Source organism: Pectobacterium peruviense, assembly GCF_002847345.1.
In the GTDB taxonomy this organism is placed as follows: domain Bacteria; phylum Pseudomonadota; class Gammaproteobacteria; order Enterobacterales; family Enterobacteriaceae; genus Pectobacterium; species Pectobacterium peruviense.
In genome coordinates this window covers 58,478-84,214 of sequence record NZ_LXFV01000001.1, presented here as the reverse complement: position 1 = coordinate 84,214, position 25,737 = coordinate 58,478, and the positions used below count along the sequence as shown (strand labels likewise).

At 49.8% G+C, this 25,737-nt stretch carries 24 protein-coding genes; 11 read left to right on the top strand and 13 right to left on the bottom strand.

The window, feature by feature from the left end; genetic code table 11:
• Positions 1-300 precede the first annotated feature (300 nt).
• The gene (mepM, locus tag A0G03_RS00360) at positions 301-1,623 is read right to left on the bottom strand and encodes a murein DD-endopeptidase MepM (RefSeq protein WP_048260425.1); all 1,323 of its coding nucleotides are present in this window, start codon (positions 1,621-1,623) and stop codon (positions 301-303) included.
• 12 nt (positions 1,624-1,635) lie between these two features.
• Entirely contained in the window at positions 1,636-2,637 is a 1,002-nt protein-coding gene (gene znuA, locus A0G03_RS00355; RefSeq protein ID WP_048260427.1) for a zinc ABC transporter substrate-binding protein ZnuA, read from the bottom strand.
• Between the two features lie 76 nt (positions 2,638-2,713).
• Between znuA and znuC the strand changes: the two genes are divergently transcribed.
• Together znuC and znuB are read left to right on the top strand one after the other, a co-directional pair.
• On the top strand, positions 2,714-3,472 hold the full coding sequence (gene znuC, locus A0G03_RS00350; protein ID WP_048260608.1) for a zinc ABC transporter ATP-binding protein ZnuC: 759 nt from the start codon (positions 2,714-2,716) through the stop codon (positions 3,470-3,472).
• Positions 3,469-4,254, top strand: a complete 786-nt coding sequence (znuB, locus tag A0G03_RS00345; protein ID WP_048260428.1) for a zinc ABC transporter permease subunit ZnuB — start codon at positions 3,469-3,471, stop codon at positions 4,252-4,254. The genes znuC and znuB overlap by 4 nt, the downstream gene beginning before the upstream one ends.
• Before the next feature lie 93 nt (positions 4,255-4,347).
• Here znuB and A0G03_RS00340 read toward each other — a convergent pair whose 3' ends face one another.
• Complete coding sequence (locus tag A0G03_RS00340; RefSeq protein WP_048260430.1) at positions 4,348-5,307, bottom strand: LacI family DNA-binding transcriptional regulator; 960 nt, start codon at positions 5,305-5,307, stop codon at positions 4,348-4,350.
• Positions 5,308-5,766: 459 nt separating this feature from the next.
• Here A0G03_RS00340 and A0G03_RS00335 point away from each other — a divergent pair, with 459 nt between their 5' ends.
• The 3 genes from A0G03_RS00335 (at position 5,767) to A0G03_RS00325 (ending at position 9,111) form a co-directional block, all read left to right on the top strand.
• Positions 5,767-7,095 carry a PTS sugar transporter subunit IIC gene (locus tag A0G03_RS00335; RefSeq protein ID WP_048260432.1) on the top strand — a complete coding sequence of 443 codons (1,329 nt, stop codon included), beginning with the start codon at positions 5,767-5,769 and terminating at the stop codon, positions 7,093-7,095.
• A 174-nt stretch (positions 7,096-7,269) separates the two neighbouring features.
• Positions 7,270-7,572 carry a PTS lactose/cellobiose transporter subunit IIA gene (locus tag A0G03_RS00330; protein WP_143485664.1) on the top strand — a complete coding sequence of 101 codons (303 nt, stop codon included), beginning with the start codon at positions 7,270-7,272 and terminating at the stop codon, positions 7,570-7,572.
• Between the two features lie 159 nt (positions 7,573-7,731).
• Positions 7,732-9,111 carry a carbohydrate porin gene (locus A0G03_RS00325; protein WP_048260436.1) on the top strand — a complete coding sequence of 460 codons (1,380 nt, stop codon included), beginning with the start codon at positions 7,732-7,734 and terminating at the stop codon, positions 9,109-9,111.
• A gap of 60 nt (positions 9,112-9,171) precedes the next feature.
• Here A0G03_RS00325 and ruvB read toward each other — a convergent pair whose 3' ends face one another.
• The 6 genes from ruvB to aspS form a co-directional block, all read right to left on the bottom strand.
• Positions 9,172-10,176 (bottom strand): Holliday junction branch migration DNA helicase RuvB, encoded by a 1,005-nt coding sequence (gene ruvB, locus A0G03_RS00320; protein ID WP_048260438.1) that lies wholly within the window; start codon positions 10,174-10,176, stop codon positions 9,172-9,174.
• A 7-nt stretch (positions 10,177-10,183) separates the two neighbouring features.
• Positions 10,184-10,801: a Holliday junction branch migration protein RuvA gene (gene ruvA, locus A0G03_RS00315; protein ID WP_048260440.1), complete on the bottom strand. Its 618-nt coding sequence runs from the start codon at positions 10,799-10,801 to the stop codon at positions 10,184-10,186.
• A 91-nt stretch (positions 10,802-10,892) separates the two neighbouring features.
• Positions 10,893-11,414, bottom strand: coding sequence for a crossover junction endodeoxyribonuclease RuvC (gene ruvC, locus A0G03_RS00310; protein ID WP_048260442.1), 522 nt, complete (start codon positions 11,412-11,414; stop codon positions 10,893-10,895).
• 77 nt (positions 11,415-11,491) lie between these two features.
• Entirely contained in the window at positions 11,492-12,238 is a 747-nt protein-coding gene (locus A0G03_RS00305; RefSeq protein ID WP_048260444.1) for a YebC/PmpR family DNA-binding transcriptional regulator, read from the bottom strand.
• A 23-nt stretch (positions 12,239-12,261) separates the two neighbouring features.
• On the bottom strand, positions 12,262-12,705 hold the full coding sequence (nudB, locus tag A0G03_RS00300; protein ID WP_048260446.1) for a dihydroneopterin triphosphate diphosphatase: 444 nt from the start codon (positions 12,703-12,705) through the stop codon (positions 12,262-12,264).
• Between the two features lies 1 nt (position 12,706).
• On the bottom strand, positions 12,707-14,503 hold the full coding sequence (gene aspS / locus A0G03_RS00295; protein WP_048260448.1) for an aspartate--tRNA ligase: 1,797 nt from the start codon (positions 14,501-14,503) through the stop codon (positions 12,707-12,709).
• 543 nt (positions 14,504-15,046) lie between these two features.
• On the opposite strand from aspS, the gene A0G03_RS00290 reads away from it, so the two are divergent.
• The 5 genes from A0G03_RS00290 (at position 15,047) to cmoB (ending at position 19,632) form a co-directional block, all read left to right on the top strand.
• Positions 15,047-16,264 carry an EAL and HDOD domain-containing protein gene (locus tag A0G03_RS00290; protein ID WP_048260450.1) on the top strand — a complete coding sequence of 406 codons (1,218 nt, stop codon included), beginning with the start codon at positions 15,047-15,049 and terminating at the stop codon, positions 16,262-16,264.
• A gap of 90 nt (positions 16,265-16,354) precedes the next feature.
• The gene (locus A0G03_RS00285) at positions 16,355-17,167 is read left to right on the top strand and encodes a DUF72 domain-containing protein (RefSeq protein ID WP_080965245.1); all 813 of its coding nucleotides are present in this window, start codon (positions 16,355-16,357) and stop codon (positions 17,165-17,167) included.
• 153 nt (positions 17,168-17,320) lie between these two features.
• Positions 17,321-17,716: an MAPEG family protein gene (locus A0G03_RS00280; protein ID WP_048260454.1), complete on the top strand. Its 396-nt coding sequence runs from the start codon at positions 17,321-17,323 to the stop codon at positions 17,714-17,716.
• A gap of 192 nt (positions 17,717-17,908) precedes the next feature.
• Positions 17,909-18,652 carry a carboxy-S-adenosyl-L-methionine synthase CmoA gene (cmoA, locus tag A0G03_RS00275; RefSeq protein ID WP_048260456.1) on the top strand — a complete coding sequence of 248 codons (744 nt, stop codon included), beginning with the start codon at positions 17,909-17,911 and terminating at the stop codon, positions 18,650-18,652.
• Positions 18,649-19,632, top strand: a complete 984-nt coding sequence (cmoB, locus tag A0G03_RS00270; protein WP_048260457.1) for a tRNA 5-methoxyuridine(34)/uridine 5-oxyacetic acid(34) synthase CmoB — start codon at positions 18,649-18,651, stop codon at positions 19,630-19,632. Before cmoA ends, cmoB begins: the two co-directional genes overlap by 4 nt.
• A 142-nt stretch (positions 19,633-19,774) precedes the next feature.
• Here the strand turns inward: cmoB and A0G03_RS00265 are convergent, their stop codons facing one another.
• The 4 genes from A0G03_RS00265 to A0G03_RS00250 form a co-directional block, all read right to left on the bottom strand.
• The gene (locus tag A0G03_RS00265) at positions 19,775-20,632 is read right to left on the bottom strand and encodes a nuclear transport factor 2 family protein (protein ID WP_048260459.1); all 858 of its coding nucleotides are present in this window, start codon (positions 20,630-20,632) and stop codon (positions 19,775-19,777) included.
• 147 nt (positions 20,633-20,779) lie between these two features.
• Complete coding sequence (locus A0G03_RS00260; RefSeq protein WP_048260461.1) at positions 20,780-21,361, bottom strand: TetR/AcrR family transcriptional regulator; 582 nt, start codon at positions 21,359-21,361, stop codon at positions 20,780-20,782.
• A gap of 350 nt (positions 21,362-21,711) precedes the next feature.
• A complete protein-coding gene (gene cutC, locus A0G03_RS00255; RefSeq protein WP_048260463.1) occupies positions 21,712-22,470 on the bottom strand; it encodes a copper homeostasis protein CutC in 759 nt (252 codons plus the stop codon).
• 278 nt (positions 22,471-22,748) lie between these two features.
• On the bottom strand, positions 22,749-23,297 hold the full coding sequence (locus A0G03_RS00250) for a VOC family protein (RefSeq protein ID WP_048260466.1): 549 nt from the start codon (positions 23,295-23,297) through the stop codon (positions 22,749-22,751).
• Between the two features lie 657 nt (positions 23,298-23,954).
• Between A0G03_RS00250 and argS the strand changes: the two genes are divergently transcribed.
• Complete coding sequence (gene argS / locus A0G03_RS00245; protein WP_048260468.1) at positions 23,955-25,685, top strand: arginine--tRNA ligase; 1,731 nt, start codon at positions 23,955-23,957, stop codon at positions 25,683-25,685.
• Positions 25,686-25,737 lie beyond the last annotated feature (52 nt).

The window sequence follows — 25,737 nt, the reverse complement described above, 5'->3', positions numbered from 1 at the left end:
AGATCAATCAATAAACATAATCATAATTGCCGCTCAGCGTTTAGCAACACCCGCTGACAATTACGCAAAAACACACCTGCTCGACAACAAAACACCAGGAGCCAGTGCGCAATAAGGTGTTCTATAAATGAAAATGCCGGCAGCAAGCCACCGGCACAACATGCAGTAAATATCTATCCTAAATAATTCAAGTTGCATGAAGGCGGCAACCGCATGAATCCCCAGGAGCTTACACAAGTAAGTGACTGGGGTGAGTAAGGGCAGCCAACGCACAAGCAGCTTGAAGTATGACGGATATGGTTAATCAAACTTAAGCTGCGGCACCACTTCCTTCACCTGCGCCAGATAATCACGACGCTCTTTACCCGCCAGCCCTTCAGAACGCGGCAGTTGAGCCGTTAGTGGGTTTACTGCCTGCTGGTTAACCCAGAGTTCATAGTGCAGGTGTGGGCCAGTGGAACGACCGGTATTACCAGACAACCCGATACGATCGCCACGTTTCACTTTCTGCCCAGGTTTAACCAATATGCGATTTAGGTGCATAAATCGTGTCGTATACTGGCGACCATGACGAATCACTACATAGTTGCCCGCTGCACCGCTGCGTTTCGCAATCACGACTTCGCCATCCCCGACGGCCAGAACTGGCGAACCTACCGGCATGGCAAAATCGACACCTTTATGCGGTGCAACGCGCCCCGTTACCGGGTTCAAACGACGTGGATTGAAATTGGAGGAAATACGGAATTGTTTCATGGTCGGGAAACGCATAAAGCCACGCGTCAAACCGGAACCTTCGCGATCGTAGAATTTACCGTCTTCTGCACGGATAGCGTAATAGTCTTTACCGCCGGTATTCAGACGAACGCCGACCAGTTCGCTCTGTTCACTTTTGCCATCGAGCATTTCGCGGGACATCAGCACAGAGAACGTGTCGTCTTTACGTAACTTACGGAAATCCAACTGCCATTGCAGCGCTTTGATTACGTCCCGCACTTCTGTACTGGTTAAACCGGCGCTTTTCGCGCTGCTGACAAAGCTGCCACTAACCCGACCATTCAGAACGCTGTTGCGCCACTCGCCTTTCAGCGTCTCAATGCGCTCTTTGAAATCGGCACCTACACGCTCATAAATCCGTGTTTCGCGACGAGACATCTGCCAGGTCAAACTTTGCAGATCGCCATTTTCTGCCAGAGCCCACGATATTTGCTGACCAATTTTCAGGTTACGCAAATCTTTATTTTGCTCTGCGAGCTGGGTGACATCCGCGATATCGATACCGTACTGCGTCAAAATGCTGCTTAAAGTATCACCCGTAGAGACCACATACTCATGTACGCCAGCTTCATCGGCAACTTTATCATCGAGCTCATCTTGCGGAATGTCGTCATCTGGCGAGGGTTGGTCTATCGGTTCACTGGCTTCAGGCGTCAGCGTACGCAGTTGGCTGGTTTCCAGGTCGATATCTTTCACGATGACGGGCGCATCATCGACATGGGGATAAACAAAAGGCCGCCAAACAGCAACGGCCAATGTCACAACGGTAAGCGACCCCAGCATGACGCGATGGGGCCGAGGTAAACTGTTATACGCCAGAGCGATAGTTCGGACTATCTGCTGCACTTATTCGTATCCTCATAATTTTTCCTCCAGACAGCTCACATACTGGTTCGATAGCTGCAACAAGAAATCGGCATAGCTATCTCTACCCAGTGCAATATTGCTTCCCAATGGGTCGAGCACACCCGAGCGCACGTCGGTTCCCTTGGCAACAGCATTAATAACGGCTGGTCTGAATTGTGGTTCAGCAAAAACGCATACGGCTTTGTGCTCAACCAACTGTGTTCGTATTTGATGTAAACGCTGTGCACCGGGCTGAATTTCGGGGTTAACCGTAAAGTAACCCAAGGGACTTAACCCATAGTGTTTCTCAAAGTAGCCATAGGCATCATGAAACACGAAATAGCCTCTACCCTGCACAGGCGCTAGCATCTTAACAATTTTTTCATCTGCTTGCGCAATTTTATCCGTGAAATAAAGCAGATTCGCGTCTAGTTTGTCCTTATTCTGAGGCATAAGTTCCAATAATTTTGCATGAATGGCGACAGCTGCCTGTATTGTCATCTCCGGCGATAGCCAAATATGCATATTGTACTCACCATGATGGTGACCATCGTCGTCGTCATCATGGGCGGCATTGCTGTGATCGTGGCCTTTTTCATGCTCATCATGTGCCTGCTCATGCCCATCTTCATGGTCATGCCCAGCCTCTTTTTTCAGCTCAGATTTAATGGCTGGCAGCGCAGAAAGCGCGATCTGCTTTGCTGGCGAAATTTTCGCTAACGGTTTCCCGAGGAAGGCTTCCATTTCCGGCCCGACCCAAATCACCAGATCGGCGGACTGTAAACGCTGGACATCAGACGGGCGCAAGGCATAATCGTGGGGCGACGCGCCATCAGGTAACAACACCTCGGTTGGCGTCACGCCATCGGCAATCGCCGACGCAATGAATCCCAAAGGACGAATTGAAGTAATGACCGCAGCGGATGCCGCGCTGATTGACATTCCGCTTGCGAGTAGCGCACCGGCAACAAACACACTTTTTAACCATTTTCTTTGCTGAATAGATTGCTGCATGAAGATCGATCCCATCGATTTTTATTGTGTTGTTTGTTATATTATAACGTTACATGGGTTATGCAAGCCGAATTATATGTCCACATTGGTATCACTTAATAATATTTCAGTGACATTTGGCAGCCGAAAGATCCTGTCAGATATCTCTCTGACCTTGCAGGCAGGTCGAATTCTGACGCTGCTGGGGCCGAATGGCGCAGGGAAATCGACGCTAGTCCGCGTGGTATTGGGGCTACTTTCTCCTACTTCCGGTTCTCTGGTACGGGATCCTGCACTGCGTATCGGTTACGTTCCGCAGAAACTGCATCTGGATACCACCCTGCCCTTGACCGTCAGCCGCTTTATGCAACTGCGCCCCGGTGTGAAAAAGCAGGATATCTTACCTGCCCTTAAACGTGTTCAGGCTGCACATCTGCTGGAACAACCGATGCAGAAACTCTCCGGTGGCGAAACCCAGCGCGTGCTATTGGCTCGTGCACTGCTCAATCAGCCTCAACTGCTGGTTCTGGATGAGCCGACACAGGGTGTTGACGTCAATGGGCAACTGGCGCTGTACGATCTGATTAACCAACTGCGGCAGGAATTCAACTGCGGCGTGCTGATGGTGTCGCACGATCTACATTTGGTGATGGCAAAAACCGATGAAGTTCTCTGCCTTAATCAACATGTCTGCTGCTCCGGCACGCCTGAAGTCGTTTCTCTTCACCCCGAATTTTTAGCGATGTTTGGCCACCGCGGCGCGGAGCAATTGGCAATTTATCGCCACCATCATAATCATCGTCATGACCTACAAGGACGTATCATTCTGAAAAGACAAGGTGGAAACGACGCATGATAGAGCTGTTATTTCCCGGTTGGCTGGCAGGGATTTTGCTGGCGATTGCGGCAGGCCCGCTCGGTTCGTTCGTCGTCTGGCGGCGGATGTCTTATTTTGGCGATACACTGGCGCACGCCTCCTTACTTGGCGTCGCCTTCGGCCTGTTGCTGAACATTAACCTGTTTTCTGCCGTTATTGCCGTGACGCTCATTCTGGCGCTTGGCCTCGTCTGGCTGGAACGACGTCCCTATCTGGCCGTCGATACATTACTCGGCATCATGGCTCACAGCGCCCTGTCGCTTGGGTTGGTTGTTGTCAGCCTGATGAACAATGTGCGTGTAGATTTAATGGCCTACCTATTTGGCGATTTACTTTCCGTCACAACAGAGGATTTGTGGGTGATCGGTGCGGGTGTGATCGTCGTTATTGCTGTTATGCGTTGGCAATGGCGGGCGTTACTTTCAATGACGATTAGCCCAGAATTGGCACACGTCGACGGCGTGAAATTACAGCGCACCAAGCTGCTTTTAATGCTGACCACCGCATTAACGATTGGTATTGCCATGAAATTTGTTGGCGCATTGATCATTACGTCACTGTTGATTATTCCCGCCGCCAGCGCCAGACGTTTCGCACGGACGCCGGAACAAATGGCAAGCATCGCTATTATTGTTGGAATGATTGCCGTGACAGGCGGCTTGGCCTTCTCGGCTGGCTACAATACGCCAGCGGGGCCGTCGGTGGTGCTGTGTGCATCTCTGCTATTTATTGTCAGTCTGCTTAAGCCACAACCCGCCTAACCCGCAGTAAACCGCTAAAAAAAAAGCCCTTCCGAATACACATTTCAGAAGGGCTTTATACTTTGAAAATCAGTAAGTTCACGCGAACAGCGTTTATTTCCGGTTAGCCATATCTGGAATGATTAAATCACCCCGTAAGACATACGACTCCAGAACATCCTGCGTTTTTTCATTGAGCCATGACACGATTCTGGCTGCCACCGCATCCATCGAATACTCAATTGCAGGAATCGCCGGAATACCAGGAATATCGAGAGAACCGGCAAGACTGAATACCATAATGTCCTGTGGCACGGATTTATTAAACGCCTGAAGCTGTGCGATGACTCGTTTTGCTTCTTGCTCATCCGCCACTAGGAGCGCATTGAAATTCAGCGTCGTGCTGTTATTGAGCAACACTTGCAGCGCTACCGACGACGAGGAAGACGCATCCATAAAAATCAGGTTGCGGTTAAACGGCAAGAAGTTATTTTCCAGCGCCCGCTTATATCCCAAAAGCACCTGATCCGCAGAACTGCTGGCGGCAGGATTGATCAGCGCGATTTGCCTACGCCCTTGTCGGATCAGGTAATTACATGCCGTTTCTGTGGCGAAGGCGTGATCGAATTGCAGGCTGTTAGTGGTATCAGCCTCCATACAATCGATCAGGATGATGCTCTTATCGGCCAGATTCAGCGGGAAGCGCGCACCGATGATTAAAATATCATCACATAGACCGCTGGTTAGCTCATCTAGCACATTCATGACTTCTGCTTTGCTGCTGGCAAACCGCAACAAGAGATGTTTTTGATGTCGACTAAAGTGTTTTTCCAACGCATAAAGATAGCCGGTCGTCTGGTTGATATTGTCCTGAGCGCAAATGACACCAATACATCCGGTTGACTGGCTTAACAGCGATTGGGCGATGACGTTGGGTCGGTATTTAAGCTCATCAACCGCTTTTAACACTGCAAGGCGGCTGGCTTCCTTTACGCCGCGTGAACCACTCAACACCCGGGAGACTGTGGCTTTGGAGACCCCAGCTAAACGCGATACATCGTTGATTGTAGACATCATTTGCCCCTGGAAAAACGCTAAACTCGACTCGAAACCTTTAACACCAACAGCGCATTGTATTGCTTTGCAGTATAACCGTTTCCATTCAGCATGGAAACCGATTATCCATTTAACATCCAATAGACACTCTTTCCGATAAGATGTGATGCAAATCTAATTAATACGGCCAGAAATCATCACACCTTGACGGTCATCACACTTCTCTTTTCTTTGCATGGAAAACGGTTTCCATATGATATCCAATCATCTTAGCAATAAGTTTTTACATTGTGCTTGGCGGAAAATGCGGTCCGTCGCGGAAGAAAAATAACGGATATAGGCTCACTTTCACAAAAGGCTGCCACACACGATTTATCTATCCGGCCCGTTAAGACAACGGGTTACGGTATGCACCGTGGCGATACGTACTTGATGATGAACTGTCGCCTTCGCGGTGGCATACGAAAAGGTGTTCACATGAGTTCCTTATATCAATCAATGATTGCTTCTATCGAACAATCGATTACCCCGCTGGCCGGGCGTTTAGGGCAACAAAAGTATGTGATCGCTATCCGCGATGGTTTTACTGCCGCACTCCCCTTTATGATCATTGGCTCATTTATGTTGGTGTTTATTTTCCCTCCCTTCTCTGCCGATACCACTGTCGGGTTTGCCCGCACCTGGCTAGATTTTTCCATCACCTATCGCGACCAACTGATGCTGCCTTTCGAGCTGAGTATGGGCGTGATGACCTTCTTCATTTCCGTTGGCGTCGGGGCCAGTCTGGGGCGACAGTTTGATCTCGATTCTGTGATGTCCGGTCTGCTGGCATTTATGGCTTTTCTGCTCGTCGCCGCGCCTTACGCCGATGACAAAATTTCTACGGAGTATCTGTCAGGGCAAGGGATATTCACCGCTTTACTCACCTCTATCTATTCCACCCGTGTTTATGCCGCGCTGAAACAACACAACATTACCATTCGCTTACCGAAAGAAGTGCCAACAGGGGTCGCTCGCTCATTTGAAATTCTCATTCCCGTGTTGGTTATTGTCGCGACACTGCACCCACTCAACCTCTTCGTTGAGGCGCAAACGGGCATGATCATTCCCGAAGCAATTATGCATCTGCTGGCACCACTGGTTTCTGCCTCAGACTCGCTGCCCGCCATTCTGCTATCTGTGCTGCTATGCCAGCTTTTCTGGTTTTCGGGTATCCACGGTTCACTGATTGTCACGGGTATTATGAATCCATTTTGGATGACTAACCTGGCCGTGAATCAGGCAGCGCTGGCAGCAGGTGAAGTACTACCGCATATCTATTTACAGGGATTTTGGGATCACTATCTGTTAATTGGTGGCGTCGGCTCAACGCTGCCCTTAGCTTTCCTGCTGTTACGCAGCAAAGTGACTCACCTGCGTACCATCGGCAGAATGGGCGTCGTACCGAGCTTCTTTAACATCAACGAGCCGATCATGTTCGGTGCGCCCATTATCATGAACCCGATGCTGTTTCTGCCTTTTGTCTTCGTCCCCATGATCAATGCCGTACTGGCTTACACGGCAACCAAAATGGGATGGCTGGCACAGGTCGTATCGCTAACGCCTTGGACGACACCCGCTCCCATTGGTGCATCGTGGGCCGCAAACTGGAGTTTCAGTCCGTTTATCATGTGCCTGCTATGCATGATCTTTTCCGCACTGATGTATTTACCGTTCCTGCGCGCTTATGAACGTACGCTGATGAAGACCGAGGAGCAAAAAATGCAGAGCGGCCTGTCGATGGCAAAAACGGCAGGTAGTAATTAATGGGGTAAATAAAGAATTGGTTAAACGTATTAAATAGAATAAATAAAATAACGCGTTCAGTGACGGAATATTTTCATCATCTATGATATTCCGCCCTGAATAGCATTCAAGAATGCGGCATAGGGAATAAACCATTGCCGCTGGCATTCGGTCATATAAAAAATAGGTCATATCATGATTACATTAGAAGATGCAGTAATGGATATTATTGTTAATGCGGGGCAATCACGCAGCCTGTGTTTCGAGGCTCTGCACGCTGCGCGCAAAGGTAACATTGATGAAGCCAAAGATTTGCTGAAGGAAGCCGATGGCTATGCGCGCAAGGCACACCATATGCAGACCCAGCTAATCGAACAGGATGCGGGTGAAGCCAGACAGCCGATGACATTAATTATGGTTCATGCTCAAGATCATTTAATGACATCACTACTTGCCCGCGAATTATCAGAAGAAATTATTCATCTTTATCAGCGGTAATATTACCTCTTAAAGGGAGGGTCGATTACGTCAGTTATTTAATTACCTTGCACTATTAGGAAAATAACAATCACCTTGTTCTGAGCGCCGTGCCATTATTCACGTCAATCAGAACCGGATGGTTATTGTCTGAAAATAACTTACCGAATTGAGATGACTATGAAAAATTGCAAAAAACTTCCAGTTACGCTGGCGGTGCTGGCCGCCCTTTGCTCCGGTTCCGCACTCGCACAAGAAATCATTACTCAGGAACAATTAGATCGTATCGTTGCTCAAGCCGTGGAAAAAGCGCTGGCGGAACGCCAGGCTAAGTTAGATGCGATTGCCAGCAAACAGGTCGATCCCCTGACGACACCGGATGCCCCGAAGACGCCTGACATGGCGATACCTTATGGTGTCGAATTCACTGGCTATGCGCGTTACGGCGCGCAATTCCAGGGCGGTGACCAGAAATATGTTGGGGTTGACGGTTCCTATAACGGAGCTTCCGCATTAGGCCGTCTGGGCAACGAAGGTAATGGCGGTGAATTTCAGCTTTCCAAAGCTTTCAAAAGTGATAATGGCGCTATCTGGGATATCGTCGTGATGATCGACCACTGGGGCGACGAAGTTAACCTGAAAAAAGCCTATGCCGGCGTCACTAATCTTTTCGCCTCTCAGCCAAACGCCTATCTCTGGGCGGGACGAGATTTCCACCAGCGCCCACAGCAAAGTATCAACGACTACTTCTGGATGAACCATGACGGTCAGGGTGCGGGGATAAAGAATTTTGAACTCGGCGGTATTCAATTCGATGTGGCGGCCGTCGGTGCCGTGGAATCCTGTAATCCCCAAGTGTTAGCCAATAATGCGAACCCCTCACGCATCAGCTGTACCGGTGGCTCCGGCACGGGCGATAAAGGCAATTACGCCCTGACCTCCAAAGTGCATGGCATCAAGCTGGGGCCGTTGGATCTTGCGCTGTACGCTAACTATGGTTTTGACTCAAAAGCGGTGAATAACAATGAGCGGATGAAAGCCTGGCAAGGCGGCGCCGTCCTGAGCCACACGGGAAAAGATAGCCTCAATCAGTTCATCACCCGCTATTCAGACAATGCGGATAACAGCGTTTACAACAAAACGAACAACCTGAAAACCTTCTATGCCAGCTTCGAAGGTAACTACAAATTCACACCACAAACGCAGGTCGCATACCTGTTAGCCTACCACGACTACTCGAATGACTCTGCGAGTCAGGACGACCGTCGTAACTACAATGCCATCGTTCGCCCTATGTATTTCTGGAATGACGTGCATTCGACCTGGCTTGAAGCTGGCTATCAGCATGTAGATTACGGCCAGGGCGGTGACAATAAGGGGTGGAAACTGACGCTTTCCCAGAATGTCTCAATCGCGATGGGACCGGAGTTCAGACCGATGCTGCGCTTCTATGTCACTGGCGGGGAAGTAGATAACAAACACACCGCGCGGACAACGACTGGGGTCAACACGCAGCTAGACTCGTTCAACGTTGGGGCAATGTGGGAAGCCTGGTTCTAATCACATAAATTTAGGGAGACCGTCTGGTCTCCCTAAATATGAAAAAGCATTCAGGTAATACTATTCTTCACGTGTTAAGCCAAAATGCCGATAGGCATGCTGCGTCGCCATTCGACCACGCGGCGTACGCTGGATGAATCCTTGCTGAATCAGAAACGGCTCTAGTACGTCTTCAATGGTTTCGCGCTCTTCGCCAATCGCCGCGGCTAAATTGTCCAACCCGACGGGGCCGCCCATGAATTTATCGATGATTGCCAACAGCAGCTTGCGATCCATGTAGTCAAAACCTTCGGTATCTACCGCCAGCATATCCAGCGCCTGTGTCGCCACATCTCCAGTAATCGCGCCTTCCGATTTAACCTCGGAGAAATCGCGCACCCGGCGCAATAATCGGTTGGCGATACGCGGCGTACCACGCGCACGGCGTGCCACTTCAAGGGAACCCTCTGGCGTTAAATCCAGTCCTAAACACTGTGCGCTGCGGCCAACGATATACTGCAAATCCGCCACATTATAAAACTCCAAGCGCTGCACAATACCAAAGCGGTCGCGCAGCGGCGAGGTTAACGACCCCGCACGCGTCGTTGCGCCAATCAGTGTGAAAGGAGGCAGATCGAGTTTAATTGAGCGGGCAGCAGGCCCTTCACCGATCATGATATCCAACTGATAATCTTCCATCGCGGGGTACAGCACTTCTTCCACAACAGGCGACAGACGATGGATTTCATCGATGAATAACACATCATGCGGTTCGAGATTGGTCAGCAGCGCGGCAAGGTCACCGGCTTTTTCCAACACGGGGCCTGACGTTGTGCGCATATTCACGCCCATCTCATTGGCAACAATATTCGCCAACGTCGTTTTGCCCAAACCGGGAGGCCCAAAAATCAGCAGATGATCCAGCGCATCCCCACGTTTACGCGCAGCCTGGATAAAAATTTCCATCTGCTCACGCACCTGCGGCTGGCCTACATATTCGGTCAACAGCTTAGGTCGCATCGCGCGGTCGAGAAATTCTTCTTCAGGAACGGCGTCAGCGGAAATCAAACGGTCGGCTTCTATCATTAATACCTCACAGCGCCGCGCGCAGTGCATCCCTGATCAGGGTTTCACAGTCCGCATCAGGACGCGCGATTTTGGAAATCATGCGGCTAGCTTCCTGCGGTTTGTAGCCCAGTGCCACCAGTGCCGCGGCAGCTTCCGCTTCAGGTTCGCCAACGCGACTGTCTGCGGTAGCGGGTGACGCCAACGGAATATCGCTGACCGGATTAAACAGATCGCCACTCAAGCCTTTGAAGCGATCTTTCATTTCAACAACCAGCCTTTCCGCCGTTTTCTTACCTACGCCGGGAAGTTTAATCAATGCACCAATTTCTTCGCGCTCAACCGCGCTGACAAACTGCGTTGCGGACATCCCAGAGAGAATCGCCAGCGCCAATTTAGGTCCAACGCCATTCACTTTGATCAGCTCACGGAACAGCGCCCTTTCCTGTTTGTCATTAAAACCGAACAGCAGTTGCGCATCTTCACGGACAACAAAATGGGTAAAAATAATCGCTTCCTGATTAAGTTCAGGGAGTTCGTAAAAGCACGTCATCGGCATATGGACTTCGTAACCCACGCCGTTAGCTTCTATCAGCACCTGCGGCGGCTGTTTTTCCAGGATAATGCCTCTGAGACGACCTATCACGTTGCGCTTCCTTTTACATAGGGAATGAATGGCTTGAAGTATGACGAGTATATAACATAAAAAAGGCTGGATGAATATCCAGCCTCCTGTTTCAGCGCAGTCTTCCTGCCAGCGGATTTACTTTCGCCGCTGCCGTACGCAGCAGGCTCTGGTTAAAGTGGCAGTGAGTAATGGCAATCGCCAGCGCATCGGCAGCATCCGCCTGCGGGCTGGCAGACAGTTTCAGCAATGACCGAACCATATGCTGTACCTGCTTTTTATCTGCCGCGCCAGTTCCCACCACCGTTTGCTTAACCAAACGCGCGGCGTATTCAAACACCGGTAGATCCTGATTCACACCAGCGACGATGGCTACACCACGCGCCTGCCCCAGCTTCAATGCTGAATCTGGGTTTTTCGCCATGAAAACCTGCTCAATCGCCATACAGTCTGGGCGAAATTGCGTAATGATCTCACTGACGCCCGCGTAAATTAGCTTAAGCCGCGTGGGCATGTCATCGACTATGGTGCGAATACAACCGCTACCGAGATAGGTCAGATGCCGCCCCTGCTGACGGATAATGCCATAACCTGTCACGCGCGAACCGGGGTCGATGCCTACTATGATTGTCATGATGCTACGATTGTCATCGTGCCGCTCCGCCGATTCGCCCGTGTGGATAGCCGTTTTTATTTTGCATCACCGACTGGTTATTCCAGCAGCTCAGCCACCTCATCGGAGATCTCACCGTTATGGTAAACCTCCTGCACATCGTCGCAGTCTTCCAGCATATCGATTAAACGGATCAGCTTCGGTGCCGTTTCTGCATCCATATCCGCTTTCGTGGACGGAATCATGGAGACTTCGGCGGCTTCAGCTTTCAGGCCTGCCGCATCCAAGGCATCCTTCACTTCACCGAATGTTTCCCACGGCGTGAAGACGTCGATCGCACCGTCATCATACGTGACGACATCATCGGCACCCGCTTCCAGCGCGGCGTTCATCACGGTATCTTCATCCAGACCTGGCGCGTAAGAAATGACGCCCTTCTTGGTGAAGAGGTACGAAACGGACCCATCAGTGCCCAGATTACCGCCCGTTTTGGTAAACGCGTGGCGCACTTCGGAAACGGTACGGTTGCGGTTGTCACTCAAGCATTCCACCATGACAGCAGTGCCACCCGGGCCGTAGCCTTCATAAATGATGGTTTCCATGTTGGTATCATCATCACCGCCAACGCCACGGGCAATCGCGCGGTTCAGAGTATCGCGCGTCATGTTGTTGGACAGTGCTTTATCGATCGCTGCGCGCAGACGTGGGTTAGACCCTGGATCGCCACCACCCAAACGGGCTGCGGTGACCAGTTCGCGGATAATCTTGGTAAAGATTTTACCGCGTTTGGAGTCCTGTGCTGCTTTACGATGCTTTGTGTTCGCCCACTTACTATGACCTGCCATAAAAATCTCCGAAAAAAGCCTGTTCAGGCCGGATAAATAACAAATTCCTCAATCGCCTGCCGGTTGCTCCAGGACTTGGTCAACTGTGCCGCATGGGGCACATCCAGCCACTGGTAAGCAAGATGCTCGGATAATTGCACCTCGCGCTCAGCAGGTAACGCCAAACAATACCAATGCTCGGTATTGTGCGTCACCCCCGGCGCATAGCGACGTCTCAAATGAGTAAATAGCTCAAACTCAATACAGCGCTGACAGTCAAAGAGTGATAACGCTTCTGCGGATATATCAATGTTAACTTCTTCTTTGACTTCACGCTGTGCGGCATACGGCGCGCTTTCTCCTTCCTCTATACTGCCAGTCACCGACTGCCAGAATTCAGGATCGTCACGCCGCTGCAACATCAGCACCCGCCCGGTATCACGGGCATAGATCACCACCAGAACCGAAACGGGTCGCTTGTATACCATCTTATTCGTTCTCGGATTTTCCATCCTGAGCCGCTTTCCCTTTCACGACAACCGCAATGGCGAGCTCTTCCAGCGAAGCTGGGTTGGCGAAACTTGGCGCTTCCGTCATCAGACACGCTGCTGCCGTCGTTTTCGGGAAGGCAATAACGTCACGAATGTTATCGGTGCCCGTCAGTAACATCACCAGACGGTCAAGGCCAAATGCCAGACCTGCATGCGGCGGTGTACCATATTTCAGCGCGTCCAGCAGGAAGCCAAATTTCTCACGCTGCTCTTGCTCAGTAATGCCCAGAATGCGGAATACAGTTTGCTGCATCTCGCCGCTGTGAATACGAACGGAACCACCGCCCACTTCATAACCGTTAATGACCATGTCATAGGCGTTAGCGATCGCCGAAACGGGGTTAGCCGCCAGTTCAGAAGGCAACATGTCGCGCGGTGCGGTAAACGGATGGTGCATCGCTGACAACCCGCCTTCGCCATCTTCTTCAAACATTGGGAAATCAACTACCCACAGCGGTTCCCAGCTGTTGTCTTTCGTCAGGCTCAGATCGCGGCCCAGCTTAAGACGCAGCGCACCCAGCGCGTCGGTCACCACTTTCGCACTGTCAGCACCGAAGAACAGGATGTCGCCATCTTGCGCCGCGGTACGATCCAACACGGCAGACAGAACATCTTCACTCAGGAACTTCGCTACCGGGCTTTGAACACCTTCCAGCCCCTTGGCACGCTCGTTGACCTTGATATAAGCCAACCCTTTCGCGCCATAGATTTCAATAAATTTGGCGTATTCATCAATCTGCTTGCGGCTCAGCTGTGCGCCGCCCGGTACGCGGATAGCGGCAACGCGGCCTTTGGCATCATTTGCCGGGCCGGAGAACACTTTGAATTCGATATCTTTCAGCAGATCGGCAACATCGACCAGTTCCAGCGGGTTACGCAAATCTGGCTTGTCGGAACCGAAACGACGCATCGCTTCCGCGAACGTCATGATCGGGAAATCACCCAGATCGACGCCTTTTACGTCCAGCCACAGTTCACGCACCAATTTCTCCATCACTTCACGCACTTGTGGCGCGGTCATGAAAGAGGTTTCCACATCGATTTGGGTAAATTCAGGCTGTCTGTCGGCACGCAAGTCTTCGTCACGGAAGCATTTGACGATCTGGTAGTAGCGGTCAAACCCGGACATCATCAGCAGCTGTTTGAACAGCTGTGGGGACTGTGGCAACGCATAAAATTTGCCTTTATGTACGCGGCTTGGCACCAGATAGTCGCGCGCGCCTTCTGGCGTCGCTTTCGTCAACATCGGCGTTTCGATGTCCATGAAGCCGTGGTCGTCCATAAAACGGCGTACGAAACTGGTGATACGTGCACGCGTTTTCAGGCGCTGCGCCATTTCAGGACGGCGCAAATCCAGATAGCGGTATTTGAGACGCGCTTCTTCGGTATTGGTTTGGTTGGAATCCAACGGCAGCGCTTCAGAACGGTTAACGATCGTCAGGGCGTTGGCAAAAATTTCGACTTCACCCGTCGCCATATCTTTGTTGATTTGGCTTTCTGGACGGGCACGGACTACACCGGTAAGTTGGATGCAGAACTCGTTACGCAACTCGGATGCCAGTTTAAATGCATCCTGACGGTCAGGGTCAAAAAACACCTGAACCAGCCCTTCGCGGTCACGCATATCAATAAAAATCAAACCACCCAGATCGCGGCGGCGGTTAACCCAACCGCACAATGTCACTTCCTGGCCCACATGGGACGAATTCAACTGCCCGCAATAATTAGTACGCATCACGATGTCCTTTTACTCATCCGTCAACTCACACGTTTTCGCGGCAGATTACTCTTCACGGTAGATCACAACGCAAAAACAGTGGCATTTTCGCTGCACGGCATGGTTTTTCTGGGTTACTGTCTGATGAAAAAAGGCGGCTATTATAAAGGATATTCGCCCGAACGATAAGCATGAAGGTAACGCTCTGCGACGCAGTCGCCTACTCTTTTTACGAAATTCCCTTTTCAGTTAACGGAATGTTCATTAACCGAGGCAAAATTGTTGCAAAACTGAACACCAGAGGAAAACGGAGTCACCAACATGCAGTGATCCGAAAATCGTCAGAAAAGCGGCATTCCAAATGGCTAATTTTCTTAAGTGTCATCGGCCCAAAGACATAGGGCATGCCGATGCACACAGCATGATGATTTGTGGAAACTGACCTTCCCTTTTAATAAAATCTGCTAAAATTACCAAGTAACTGCTTATTTTTATAAAAATTTTAATAAAAAGCGCTTTTCCATTATTGGCTAATGCGTATGGTTTACATGGAGAACAAGTATGTATTCATTTGTTGCCCGTCAACCCATTTTAAATCAACACCTCCAAACCGTTGCTTACGAGTTACTTTTTCGCATGGACGTCACCAATAAATTCCCCGACGTCAGCCCTGAATTTGCGACTGCGCAGCTTATTTCCGATCAGTTCTTAACCAATCCATTGACAAAATCCGTGGTCGAACAACCTTACTATATTAACTTCCCCCATCAGATGTTGATCAACGGTCAGGCTGAAGTATTGCCACAGGAAAAGGTCGTTATAGAAATTCTTGAAAATGCGATACCCGATAACGATTTATTTGCTGCCGTAAAAAAGCTAAAAAGAAAGGGCTTCAAAATTGCGCTTGATGACTTTTCGATGGGTTCAGAATGGGATCGTTTTTTGCCTTACATTGATATCATCAAATTCGATTTAACCCTGTCGGATTTTGGCGACATTGAAAATTTCATCAAAAGAACTTCACAGCGTAAGTTAATTTATCTGGCAGAAAAAGTAGAAACGTATGAGCAGTACGTGCAAAGCAAAAAGCTAGGTATTTCACTGTTTCAGGGGTATTTTTTCAGTCGTCCTGAAATGATTAAATCGAGAAAATTGGTCAATAACTCCAGTAATACCATCAGGTTGTTGAGAGAGGTTAATAAACCTGAAATCAACTATGCTACGATCGAAGAATTGGTCTGTGCTGATTTGTCGCTTTATTATAAATTGATGCGCCACATCACCAATATCAAATACAACACGCGTTTCGGTATCACTGCAACCACGATGTCATTCCGTGCCATGGCGATGCTGCTTGGGCAACGAGAACTTAAACGCTTTGTGTCATTAATTAGTATTACCAATAGTAATGAAAATAAACCTAGCGAGCTTTATCGCACCAGCTTAATTCGCGCCAGATTTTTCGAGTTACTGTATGCCTCTTTTAATGTGAAAGCGGATACCACCGAGGCGTTTCTCTGCGGGTTATTATCGCTGCTTGACGCTGTATTAGACTCACCGATGCCGCTACTGCTTTCACAAATCGCACTATCGGAAAAAATTAATCAAAGTTTATTAGAAAACACCGGCGAACTTGCCGTTTATCTGACGCTAATCGCTAAATACGAGCAGCAAGAGTGGGAAGAGCTTGAACGCCTCTTAATCCAGTTGGGTATCGATGAAGAAAACTTCTTTACCATGATAATGGAGGCAACACAGTGGGCGGATGAGATTTTATAAACGATTTATCTCGGCTCACTCGCACTGCTCTTACAATTACGCGATAATAGTCGCCATCCTGTTGAGGCTCAATGAAATTATGGTGCGATGATGTATATCGGATTACCGCAATGGCAGCACCCTGCATGGAGTCGGTTGGGGTTAAACGATCTTGCCGACTACAGCCGCTACTTTAGCTGCGTCGAAGGTAACACGACCTTTTATGCGTTGCCTTCACGCGAGGTTGTCGAACGCTGGCGTGATATGACGCATGATGAGTTTCGCTTTTGTTTCAAGTTTCCCTCAACGATCAGCCACAAAGCCGCCTTGCAGAACTGCGATAGCGATGTCAGCCTTTTTTATCAATGTCTTGAACCAATTGAACACCGTATCGGGCAGCTATGGTTGCAACTCCCCGCGACTTTCGGGCCAGCACAGTTGCCCGTTCTGTGGCGCTTTCTTGATGCCTTACCGCAGGGGTTTAGCTACGGTGTAGAAGTGCGTCACCCGCTATTTTTTGCTAAAGGTGATGAGGAGCGTGCGCTGAATCAGGGACTACAACAGCGCGGCATCAATCGCGTGATTCTCGACAGTCGTCCGGTTCATCACGCCGCACCAGACAGCGTTGCCATGCGTGAAGCCCAGCGGAAGAAGCCCCGCGTGCCAGTACACGCCGTGCTGACCGCTACACAGCCGCTGATCCGCTTCATCGGGAGTGAAACGCTGGAAGAAAATCTGCGCTGGTTCGAGTCATGGCGTAACAAACTGCCGCAGTGGCCTGAAGCGAATCCCTTCTTCTTTATTCACACACCGGATATCGGTGATGCCCCACCGTTAGCGCAACAGCTTTGGCCGTTACTCGCCGAGATCGATCCGACACTGCCGCCCCAGCCGGATTGGCCGCAGCAGGCGACGCTCTTTTGAACCACAGGATTCGGGTATGTTAGTTCATTTAGTTATAAACACTTTCATAACGTAACCCATTTCCGCTAAAAAAATCAGCCTTTACAGGCGACAGTTACGTTAGGTAAAGCTATTATTCTGCAAGCCGTTTTCGGTTAGGTCACGGAGTAAAAAATGGTAAGTGCGCTCTATATCGTGCTCGGCGCAATCTTGTTGATAAAGCTGTCTATTGATGTTGTAAAACTGAGAATGCAGTATCGCGTGGCCTACGGCGACGGCGGATTTTATGAATTGCAAACGGCGATCCGGGTACATGGTAACGCGGTGGAATATATTCCCATTGCGGCAATTTTGCTGGTACTGATGGAGATGAACGGCGCCCTTATCATCATGATCCATTTTTGCGGCATTCTATTGATTACTGGGCGTTTAGTTCACTACTACGGTCTTCGGCATCGCGAATTCCGCTGGCGGCGTTCAGGTATGTCGGCAACCTATGCCTCACTCATCCTGATGATTGCAGCAAACCTCTATTACCTCCCCTGGGATCTGGTTTTCACGCTGTATTGATGGCGTGAGACAAAAACGATATCCGCCTCTCTCGGGCGCACAAGTATGATGCGCCCGGGAACCAAACGCCACGCCCACACAATGTATTCGGTGAGTAAGCGAAGCCAACGCTCATGCAACTTGCAGTATGACGGGTACGGCGTATTCTGCTAGAATACGCGCCTCTTTATTACTCTCAGTGCACTTTCCGCCATGCCAAACCGCGATATGCTTTTTTCTGTGCCAATTGCCAATTTAGGTGACTGGACATTCGACGAACGCGTTGCCGACGTATTTCCCGATATGATCCAACGTTCCGTACCCGGCTATTCCAACATCATCTCAATGATTGGCATGCTGGCAGAACGGTTCGCCCGTCCGGATAGTCTCGTCTACGATCTAGGATGTTCGCTGGGCGCAGCCACGCTGTCTGTGCGACGCAATATCCATGTGCCGAACTGCAAAATTATCGCGGTAGACAACTCTCCGGCGATGGTGAAACGCTGCCGTAGCCACATTGACGCTTTCCGTTCCGATACGCCCGTCGAGATTATAGAAGCAGATATTTTGGACATTGATATCAAGAATGCTTCCATGGTGGTGCTGAACTTTACTCTTCAGTTTCTGGAGCCTTCTCAACGCAAGGTGCTTATTGAGCGTATTTATCAGGGATTGAATCCCGGCGGCGTGCTGGTGCTCTCTGAGAAATTCAATTTTGCGGACAAAGACGTCGGCGAATTGCTGTTCAACATGCACCTCGATTTCAAACGGGCAAATGGCTACAGCGAACTGGAAATCAGTCAGAAGCGCAGCATGCTGGAAAATGTCATGCTGACCGACTCGGTAGAAACTCATAAGGCTCGACTGGCAGATGCGGGTTTTGAGCACAGCGAGATCTGGTTTCAGTGTTTTAATTTTGGTTCGTTATTAGCCGTGAAAGCAGAGGAAAAGGCGTGATCGATTTCGGCAATTTTTATCAGCAAATCGCAAAGGGCCCGCTCAGCCACTGGCTTAATACACTGCCTTCTCAGCTCAGCAGTTGGCAGCAAGAATCCTTGCACGGTAAGTTCAAACTCTGGTTTAACTCGCTGGAGCATCTCCCGTCACTGACGCCAACTTCTTTGGATTTGAACGACAGCGTCACGACACGTATGGAGCCCGATATTTCCATCGGCCAACGTGAAGGGATTGAAAAACTGCTGCGTAATTTGATGCCCTGGCGTAAAGGCCCTTTTTCGCTTTACGGTGTGGATATCAACACGGAATGGCGTTCAGACTGGAAGTGGCAACGCGTTCTGCCACATATCAGCCCGCTGAAAAATCGTCTGATACTCGATGTAGGCTGTGGCAGCGGCTATCACCTGTGGCGGATGGTCGGTGAAGGCGCAACGATGGCGGTTGGCATCGACCCCATGCAGCTATTCTTATGTCAGTTTGAAGCCGTGCGTAAGCTACTCGGCGGCGACCAGCGAGCACACGTTCTGCCGCTTGGCATTGAGCAACTCCCCGAACTGGCTGCGTTCGATACCGTGTTTTCCATGGGCGTGTTGTACCATCGCCGTTCCCCGCTCGATCACCTGTGGCAATTAAAAAATCAGCTGGTGGCAGGAGGTGAGTTGGTGCTCGAAACGCTGGTCATTGACGGTGATGAAAATCAGGTGCTGGTGCCGGGAGAACGCTACGCGCAAATGCGCAATGTCTACTTCATCCCGTCTGCTGCGGCTTTAACGGCATGGCTTGAGAAATGCGGATTCGTTGATGTCCGCGTCGTCGATATCTGCACCACCACAACGCAGGAACAGCGCCGGACAGACTGGATGATCACCGAGTCGCTGGCTGAATTCCTCGATCCTGAGGATCCAACGAAAACGGTAGAAGGTTATCCCGCACCGGTACGAGCGGTATTGGTTGCACGTAAACCCGGCGTTGAACAATAACCCTCTCCGTCACTATAGCGGTCGATAAACGTACTGGTGATGACAACGCCACAGGAACATGCTGCGGCGTTGTCAGGAAAAAACCAGACGACTATGCCTTTCTAGTGCTCAAGCCTTGACCATGCATTGGCCTTTATCTACATCACTTTTCCACAGCAGCGACGGCGACAGCGTAGCTGTCTTCCAGCATGCGAAAACCTACGATCCTGCCATCACGGATCGTCAGTACAAAGGCAAACGGTGACTCGATAAGACGACCAGTACGCTTGACTCGCGACGCCAGTTCACCAAGCGCGACTGCAACGTCGTCATCGGCCACAATCCGCCACACCTCGAATCTCTCCGGTATGATTTGCTCAGCCAGCTCACGGAAAAATGAAGCCACCTCTTTACGATTTCGACGCGGGCCGATCCACGGCACGACCTGCACATGTCCTGGAATATCCCACTCCACTTCCTCTGCAAACAGCTCCACAATCGCTTTCAGAGTTTGTGGATCGTCAGACTTCGCCCAGAACGCCGCAACGCTCTCAAAGTAACGCGCGGCGATCTCACGTGGCGTTGCCGTGAGCATCTTTCCACGATACAGGTCAACACGTCTGCGGTCTTCACTCGTAAAGTCGGGATCAACATAGATAGACATCCGGCTAATCCGTTTGCCGTTGAACTCGAAAACATTTGCAAAACGGCCTTGCGATGCACAGCCGTCAGGCCACGTGCGTCCATCACGCGTGACGCCCCATTCCCTGCCTTCGACTGCGATCCGCTCGCCGTCTACGGTAAAAACCAGATCATCAATGTTGTGGGTAAGCCGAGCCGCGTCCATCGCGATCCGTTCAGCAAATTGCGCCACTGCATCCTTGCCGCGTACCTGGCCAAATTTTGGAAAGAAGAATGCAACATCGTCGGTGAACAAGTCGAGAAATGAAGGATCGTTGGCATCCACTTTACGAAAATAATCGCGAATGGTTGCAATACGTGAATCATGGTTGTCTGACATCGTTGACTCCTTTGACATAAAGACAGAAGCGCTGCTAACTGCGCCTACGAGCAAGTTCTACCGAGAAAGCGCTCCACTTAATAATGGAATGATCATTACAAATATAGCTAAATAAAAAGGGCCAGAAGCCCAGCACGATGAAACAACTTAAAGTTGGGCCAAAATACCCTCCATCACATCGTCAAGGAATGTGCGATCTGGCACCGCCCGCCCCAGTACGCGCAAACCGTAATAGCTGCTCAGAAAAGCTCGCGCCAACAGTAATGCCGGTTGAGCTGAAGATACATCTCCGTTGCGCTGCCCGACTGCAAATAGGTGGCATAACACCTGTTCCAGTCGGTTTACATAGACTCTACCGATCTGCACGACGACCGGATCTTTACCCGAACGCTCTAACGCAGCAAATACTCCCATGCAGCCTCGGCACTTGACCGGATCGAGATCGCCTTCGATGCCCCACACCATCAGCGCTCGCAGTCTCTCTTTGAGAGTGCCAGAACCGTTGAGGATCTGCGACTGAGCCTGAATACCAAGCTCTTGATAGCGAATCAGCGCTTCATGGTAAAGCTTCTGCTTGCTGCCAAAAGCGTTATAGAGGCTGCCACGCCCCAGCCCCGTACGCTCGACCAGTTCCTGTGCCGATGTCGCCTCGTAGCCGTTCGACCAGAACACGTCCATCGCAGCCTCTATGACAGCATCATCATCGAATTCCCGAGGTCTTCCACTCATCGCATTACATGCCTTCGTTATATGTCTGACTGTTTATTATTCAGGTCAGCATCATAGATCATAATTGAATGATCAGTACAATATTAATTATAGATATATTAAGCACCGGACGTCGGTCAGCGGTTTGACCGATGCGCTACCTCATACATCATGGTTTGGAAGTTCACCTTCAGCATGGAAGTAAAGGAGGAAGGAAATAACCATAAGCCAAAAAAAGCCCCAGCAACACGCTGGGGCTTGGTACTTGCCATGCAGACCTAGCGGTATGCAGCGCGGCAAAACTGAAGAATGACGATGTGGTGTCTATAGCAATCCAGTCTATCAACCGCTACACCATGAAACACCTTACATTACGATACGTACTGCATTTCACGATCCGGGCTGACCGCCCGTTTCATTGCTTCCACCACATCACCATCCACGCAATACTGGCTAAATTCATCTAATTCCGTATCTGCACACATCGACACGCCGATTTTGCGATAACGCATAGGGGATGACGTCCACTGGCCTGCTGAACTATGCAGCTCTCGGATACCGGCTTGCTGAAATTTGTGCACGTTAGTCAATCGTACGCCAGAACCTGCCATAATAATTGGACCGCGACTCGCCTGTGTTAGTTCACGTAATAACCGTAACCCATTCTCCGCCGTCTGCTGTTGCCCAGAGGTTAATATGCGCGATACGCCAAGGTCGGTGAGTTGTCCCAGCGCAATGTAAGGGTTCAGGCACATATCAAACGCGCGATGAAAGGTCACCGCCATTCCTTGAGCCACCACCATGATTTCGCGCATTTTGGGCAAATCAATGTGCCCTTCCTCATTCAGCACACCGACAACAACACCGGGAAACCCCATCTCACGAATCTGCTCAATATCGTATTTGATGGCAGCAAACTCCGCCGCACTGTAGCAAAAATCACCCCCTCGCGGACGCACAATCGGGTGAACAGGAATCGCGACCTTTTCACGCGCACCGCGCAGCGCACCGTAGGATGGCGTTAACCCCCCCTCTCGCTGTCCTGCACAGAGTTCAATCCTGTCAGCCCCAGACTGCGCTGCCGTTATCGCACAATCAACGCTATAACAGCATACTTCCAGTTTCGTCATCGCCGCTCCTCCATATAAACTCCCAGACTACTTTTCTTAATTATCAAAAAATCGACGAATCATCACGTCGACTAAAGTAATAACTATGGCATTCGCATTCATATCGTGAGGAGACGGGAGTCACAACGAACGCGATACACTGCCGAAATAAACATGACATAAACCACAGTTTTATTAATCTGTTCTACCGCAAAAGAAAATGGCATGAATAACGTGATACGCCATTTTACCGTTTAGCCAATGACACCCTTCTGATTACTTTACACACTCAGCTATTTTCATAACGACGGCATTTCGCTCGCGACAACATCTCGAATATCAAATGGATGAAATTTTATTGTCACTTTTCCATTGGTCACCGCTAACGTCGGATTAGGAATTCGTTCTTTTTCGCCTTGCGGAGAACTAAATTTAAGCTTGATGCCCGGCGTACGTAGTGCATCATCAGACAAGCAGGTCAAAGCACGCTGGTGCAGTGTTTCCGTATCACCGGAAAGCACCAGTTCCACATGCTCCCATCCCTCATGGGGATAATGCTTTTTCCCCGGCCACGGTAATTCGATACAATCAATCTGCCAGGGGCCGACAGATATTGCATTATCCAGTATAAACAGACAGATTGGACGGTCATTGATTTGGTTTTCAGACAGCAAGCTGCCAGCCTTCAGCAACGCCGCTTTCCATGATTCAGCCGTCGTGTTCTGATGACAACGCAGCGAGATATGGTCAGCATGAAACGCGCCCAAATCCAGCTGTAGCACACCCGCTAATTCCTGTAAGTCTCGCTCAAAACGCGCTAAATCCATTATCAAATCATTGGGTAACATATCGGGTAAAACTCCTCGCGGCATATCACATTATCAATAACCATTTTCGATAGTGAGAATATCATAGCCATAGTACATTCTAATTAAATTCTACTTTTCTCCATGCACATTTATTTACACCTTCGTTACGTGAAACGCATCAAATGCAAAGAAAAGGTAAGCATGCTGTTTGATTAATAAACGGAAACGCTTTTTACCCGATGTTAATCTGCGATACTTCTCGCAATCTATTCTGGGATGAATCTTAAATAAGATCTGCCCCATTGAACGCCGAAAAAAAAACGTATAAATTAAGAAAACAAATAATAACGCAGAGATATCATCATGGTTTTACTCATTATATCCATCGCGCTTATCGCTATTGCGGCATACGCTATTTTTCGTCATTTTAAAACCAGAGACTCGCATAAGATTGGTGTAAATAGTCGGTCAAGAAAACGTTAAGATCGCGATTTGATTTATTTTTATTCTACCTAAAACTACTTTTATTCTTTGCCATGCCCCCCTTATCCATTTTTTTCATATCACAACGCCTTTTTTATCTCCCGTCCTGCGGGTATTTTTTCGCCTGAATATCCTTTTGCCTCCCCCCGTCTGCTGACGAGGAAAGGCAAATATGGTATAAGCAAGGCTTAATTTTTTATTTAAGGTAAACCGGTGAATATTCAGGCTCTTCTCTCCGAAAAAGTCAGCCAGGCGTTAACCGCCGCGGGCGCGCCAGCAGACAGCGAAGCTCAGGTTCGTCAGTCGGCAAAAGCACAGTTTGGTGATTATCAGGCTAATGGCGTCATGGCCGTGGCGAAAAAACTGGGCATGCCACCGCGACAATTGGCTGAAAATGTCGTCCAACTTTTAGCGCTGGAAGGCATTGCGGAAAAAACAGAAATCGCAGGCCCGGGATTCATTAATATTTTTCTCGATAAGCAGTGGGTTGCGAGCCAGGTTGAGAATGCCCTGAATGCACCAAAACTGGGTTTAACACCGGTTGAACCACAAACGATCGTGATTGACTACTCCGCCCCTAACGTCGCAAAGGAAATGCACGTCGGCCACCTGCGTTCAACCATTATTGGTGATGCCGCAGCCCGTACGCTGGAGTTTTTAGGCCACAACATCATCCGCGCTAACCACGTTGGCGATTGGGGTACGCAGTTCGGCATGCTGATTGCTTACCTTGAAAAAATGCAAAATGAAAACGCCAACGAGATGGACCTGTCCGATCTTGAAGCGTTTTATCGTGAAGCAAAGAAACACTACGACGAAGATGCCGATTTCGCTGAGCGCGCACGCGGTTACGTGGTGAAATTACAGGGTGGCGATGAATATTGCCGTCAGATGTGGCGCAAGCTCGTCGATATCACCATGACGCAGAACCAGATCAACTATGAACGCCTTAATGTCACGCTGACCAAACAGGATGTGATGGGTGAAAGCCTGTATAACAGCATGCTGCCGAACATCGTTGCCGATCTGAAAGCAAAAGGTCTGGCCGTTGAAAGCGAAGGGGCTACGGTCGTTTTCCTTGATGAGTATAAAAACAAGGAAGGCGAACCGATGGGCGTCATCATCCAGAAAAAGGATGGTGGCTACCTCTACACCACAACGGATATCGCCTGCGCCAAATATCGTTATGAAACCCTGAATGCCGATCGCGTGCTTTACTACATCGACTCTCGTCAGCATCAGCATTTGATGCAGGCTTGGACCATCGTGCGCAAAGCGGGTTACGTGCCGGATTCTGTCAGCCTGGAACACCACATGTTCGGCATGATGCTGGGCAAAGACGGTAAACCATTCAAAACACGTGCAGGCGGAACGATCAAGCTGTCTGAACTATTGGATGAAGCCTACGATCGTGCACTGAAACTCATCGCGGAAAAAAATCCACAGATGGAAAGCGACGAGTTGGCAACGTTAGCAAAAGTGGTTTCTATCGGTGCGATTAAATACGCAGACCTGTCGAAGAGCCGTACCACAGACTACATTTTTGATTGGGATAACATGCTGGCGTTTGAAGGCAACACTGCGCCGTATATGCAATATGCCTATACGCGCGTCGCGTCCATTTTCAAGCGTGCGGGAATACAGGAAGACACCTTAACGCAGCCGATTACGCTGGGTGATGAGCGCGAATTTGCGCTTGCCACGCGCCTGCTGCAATTTGAAGAAACCATCACCTCCGTCGCCCGCGAAGGCACGCCGCATGTGATGTGTAGCTACCTGTACGATCTGGCTGGCCTGTTCTCTGGTTTCTACGAGCACTGTCCAATACTGAATGCCGAAAATGATGATATGCGTCAGAGCCGTCTAAGACTAGCGCTGCTCACGGCGAAAACGTTGAAGCAGGGGCTGGATACACTGGGTATCGAAACCGTCGATAAGATGTAATTCTCCATCGACTAAAAACGTATCCATCAACGTAAAACAGAAACGCCATCGG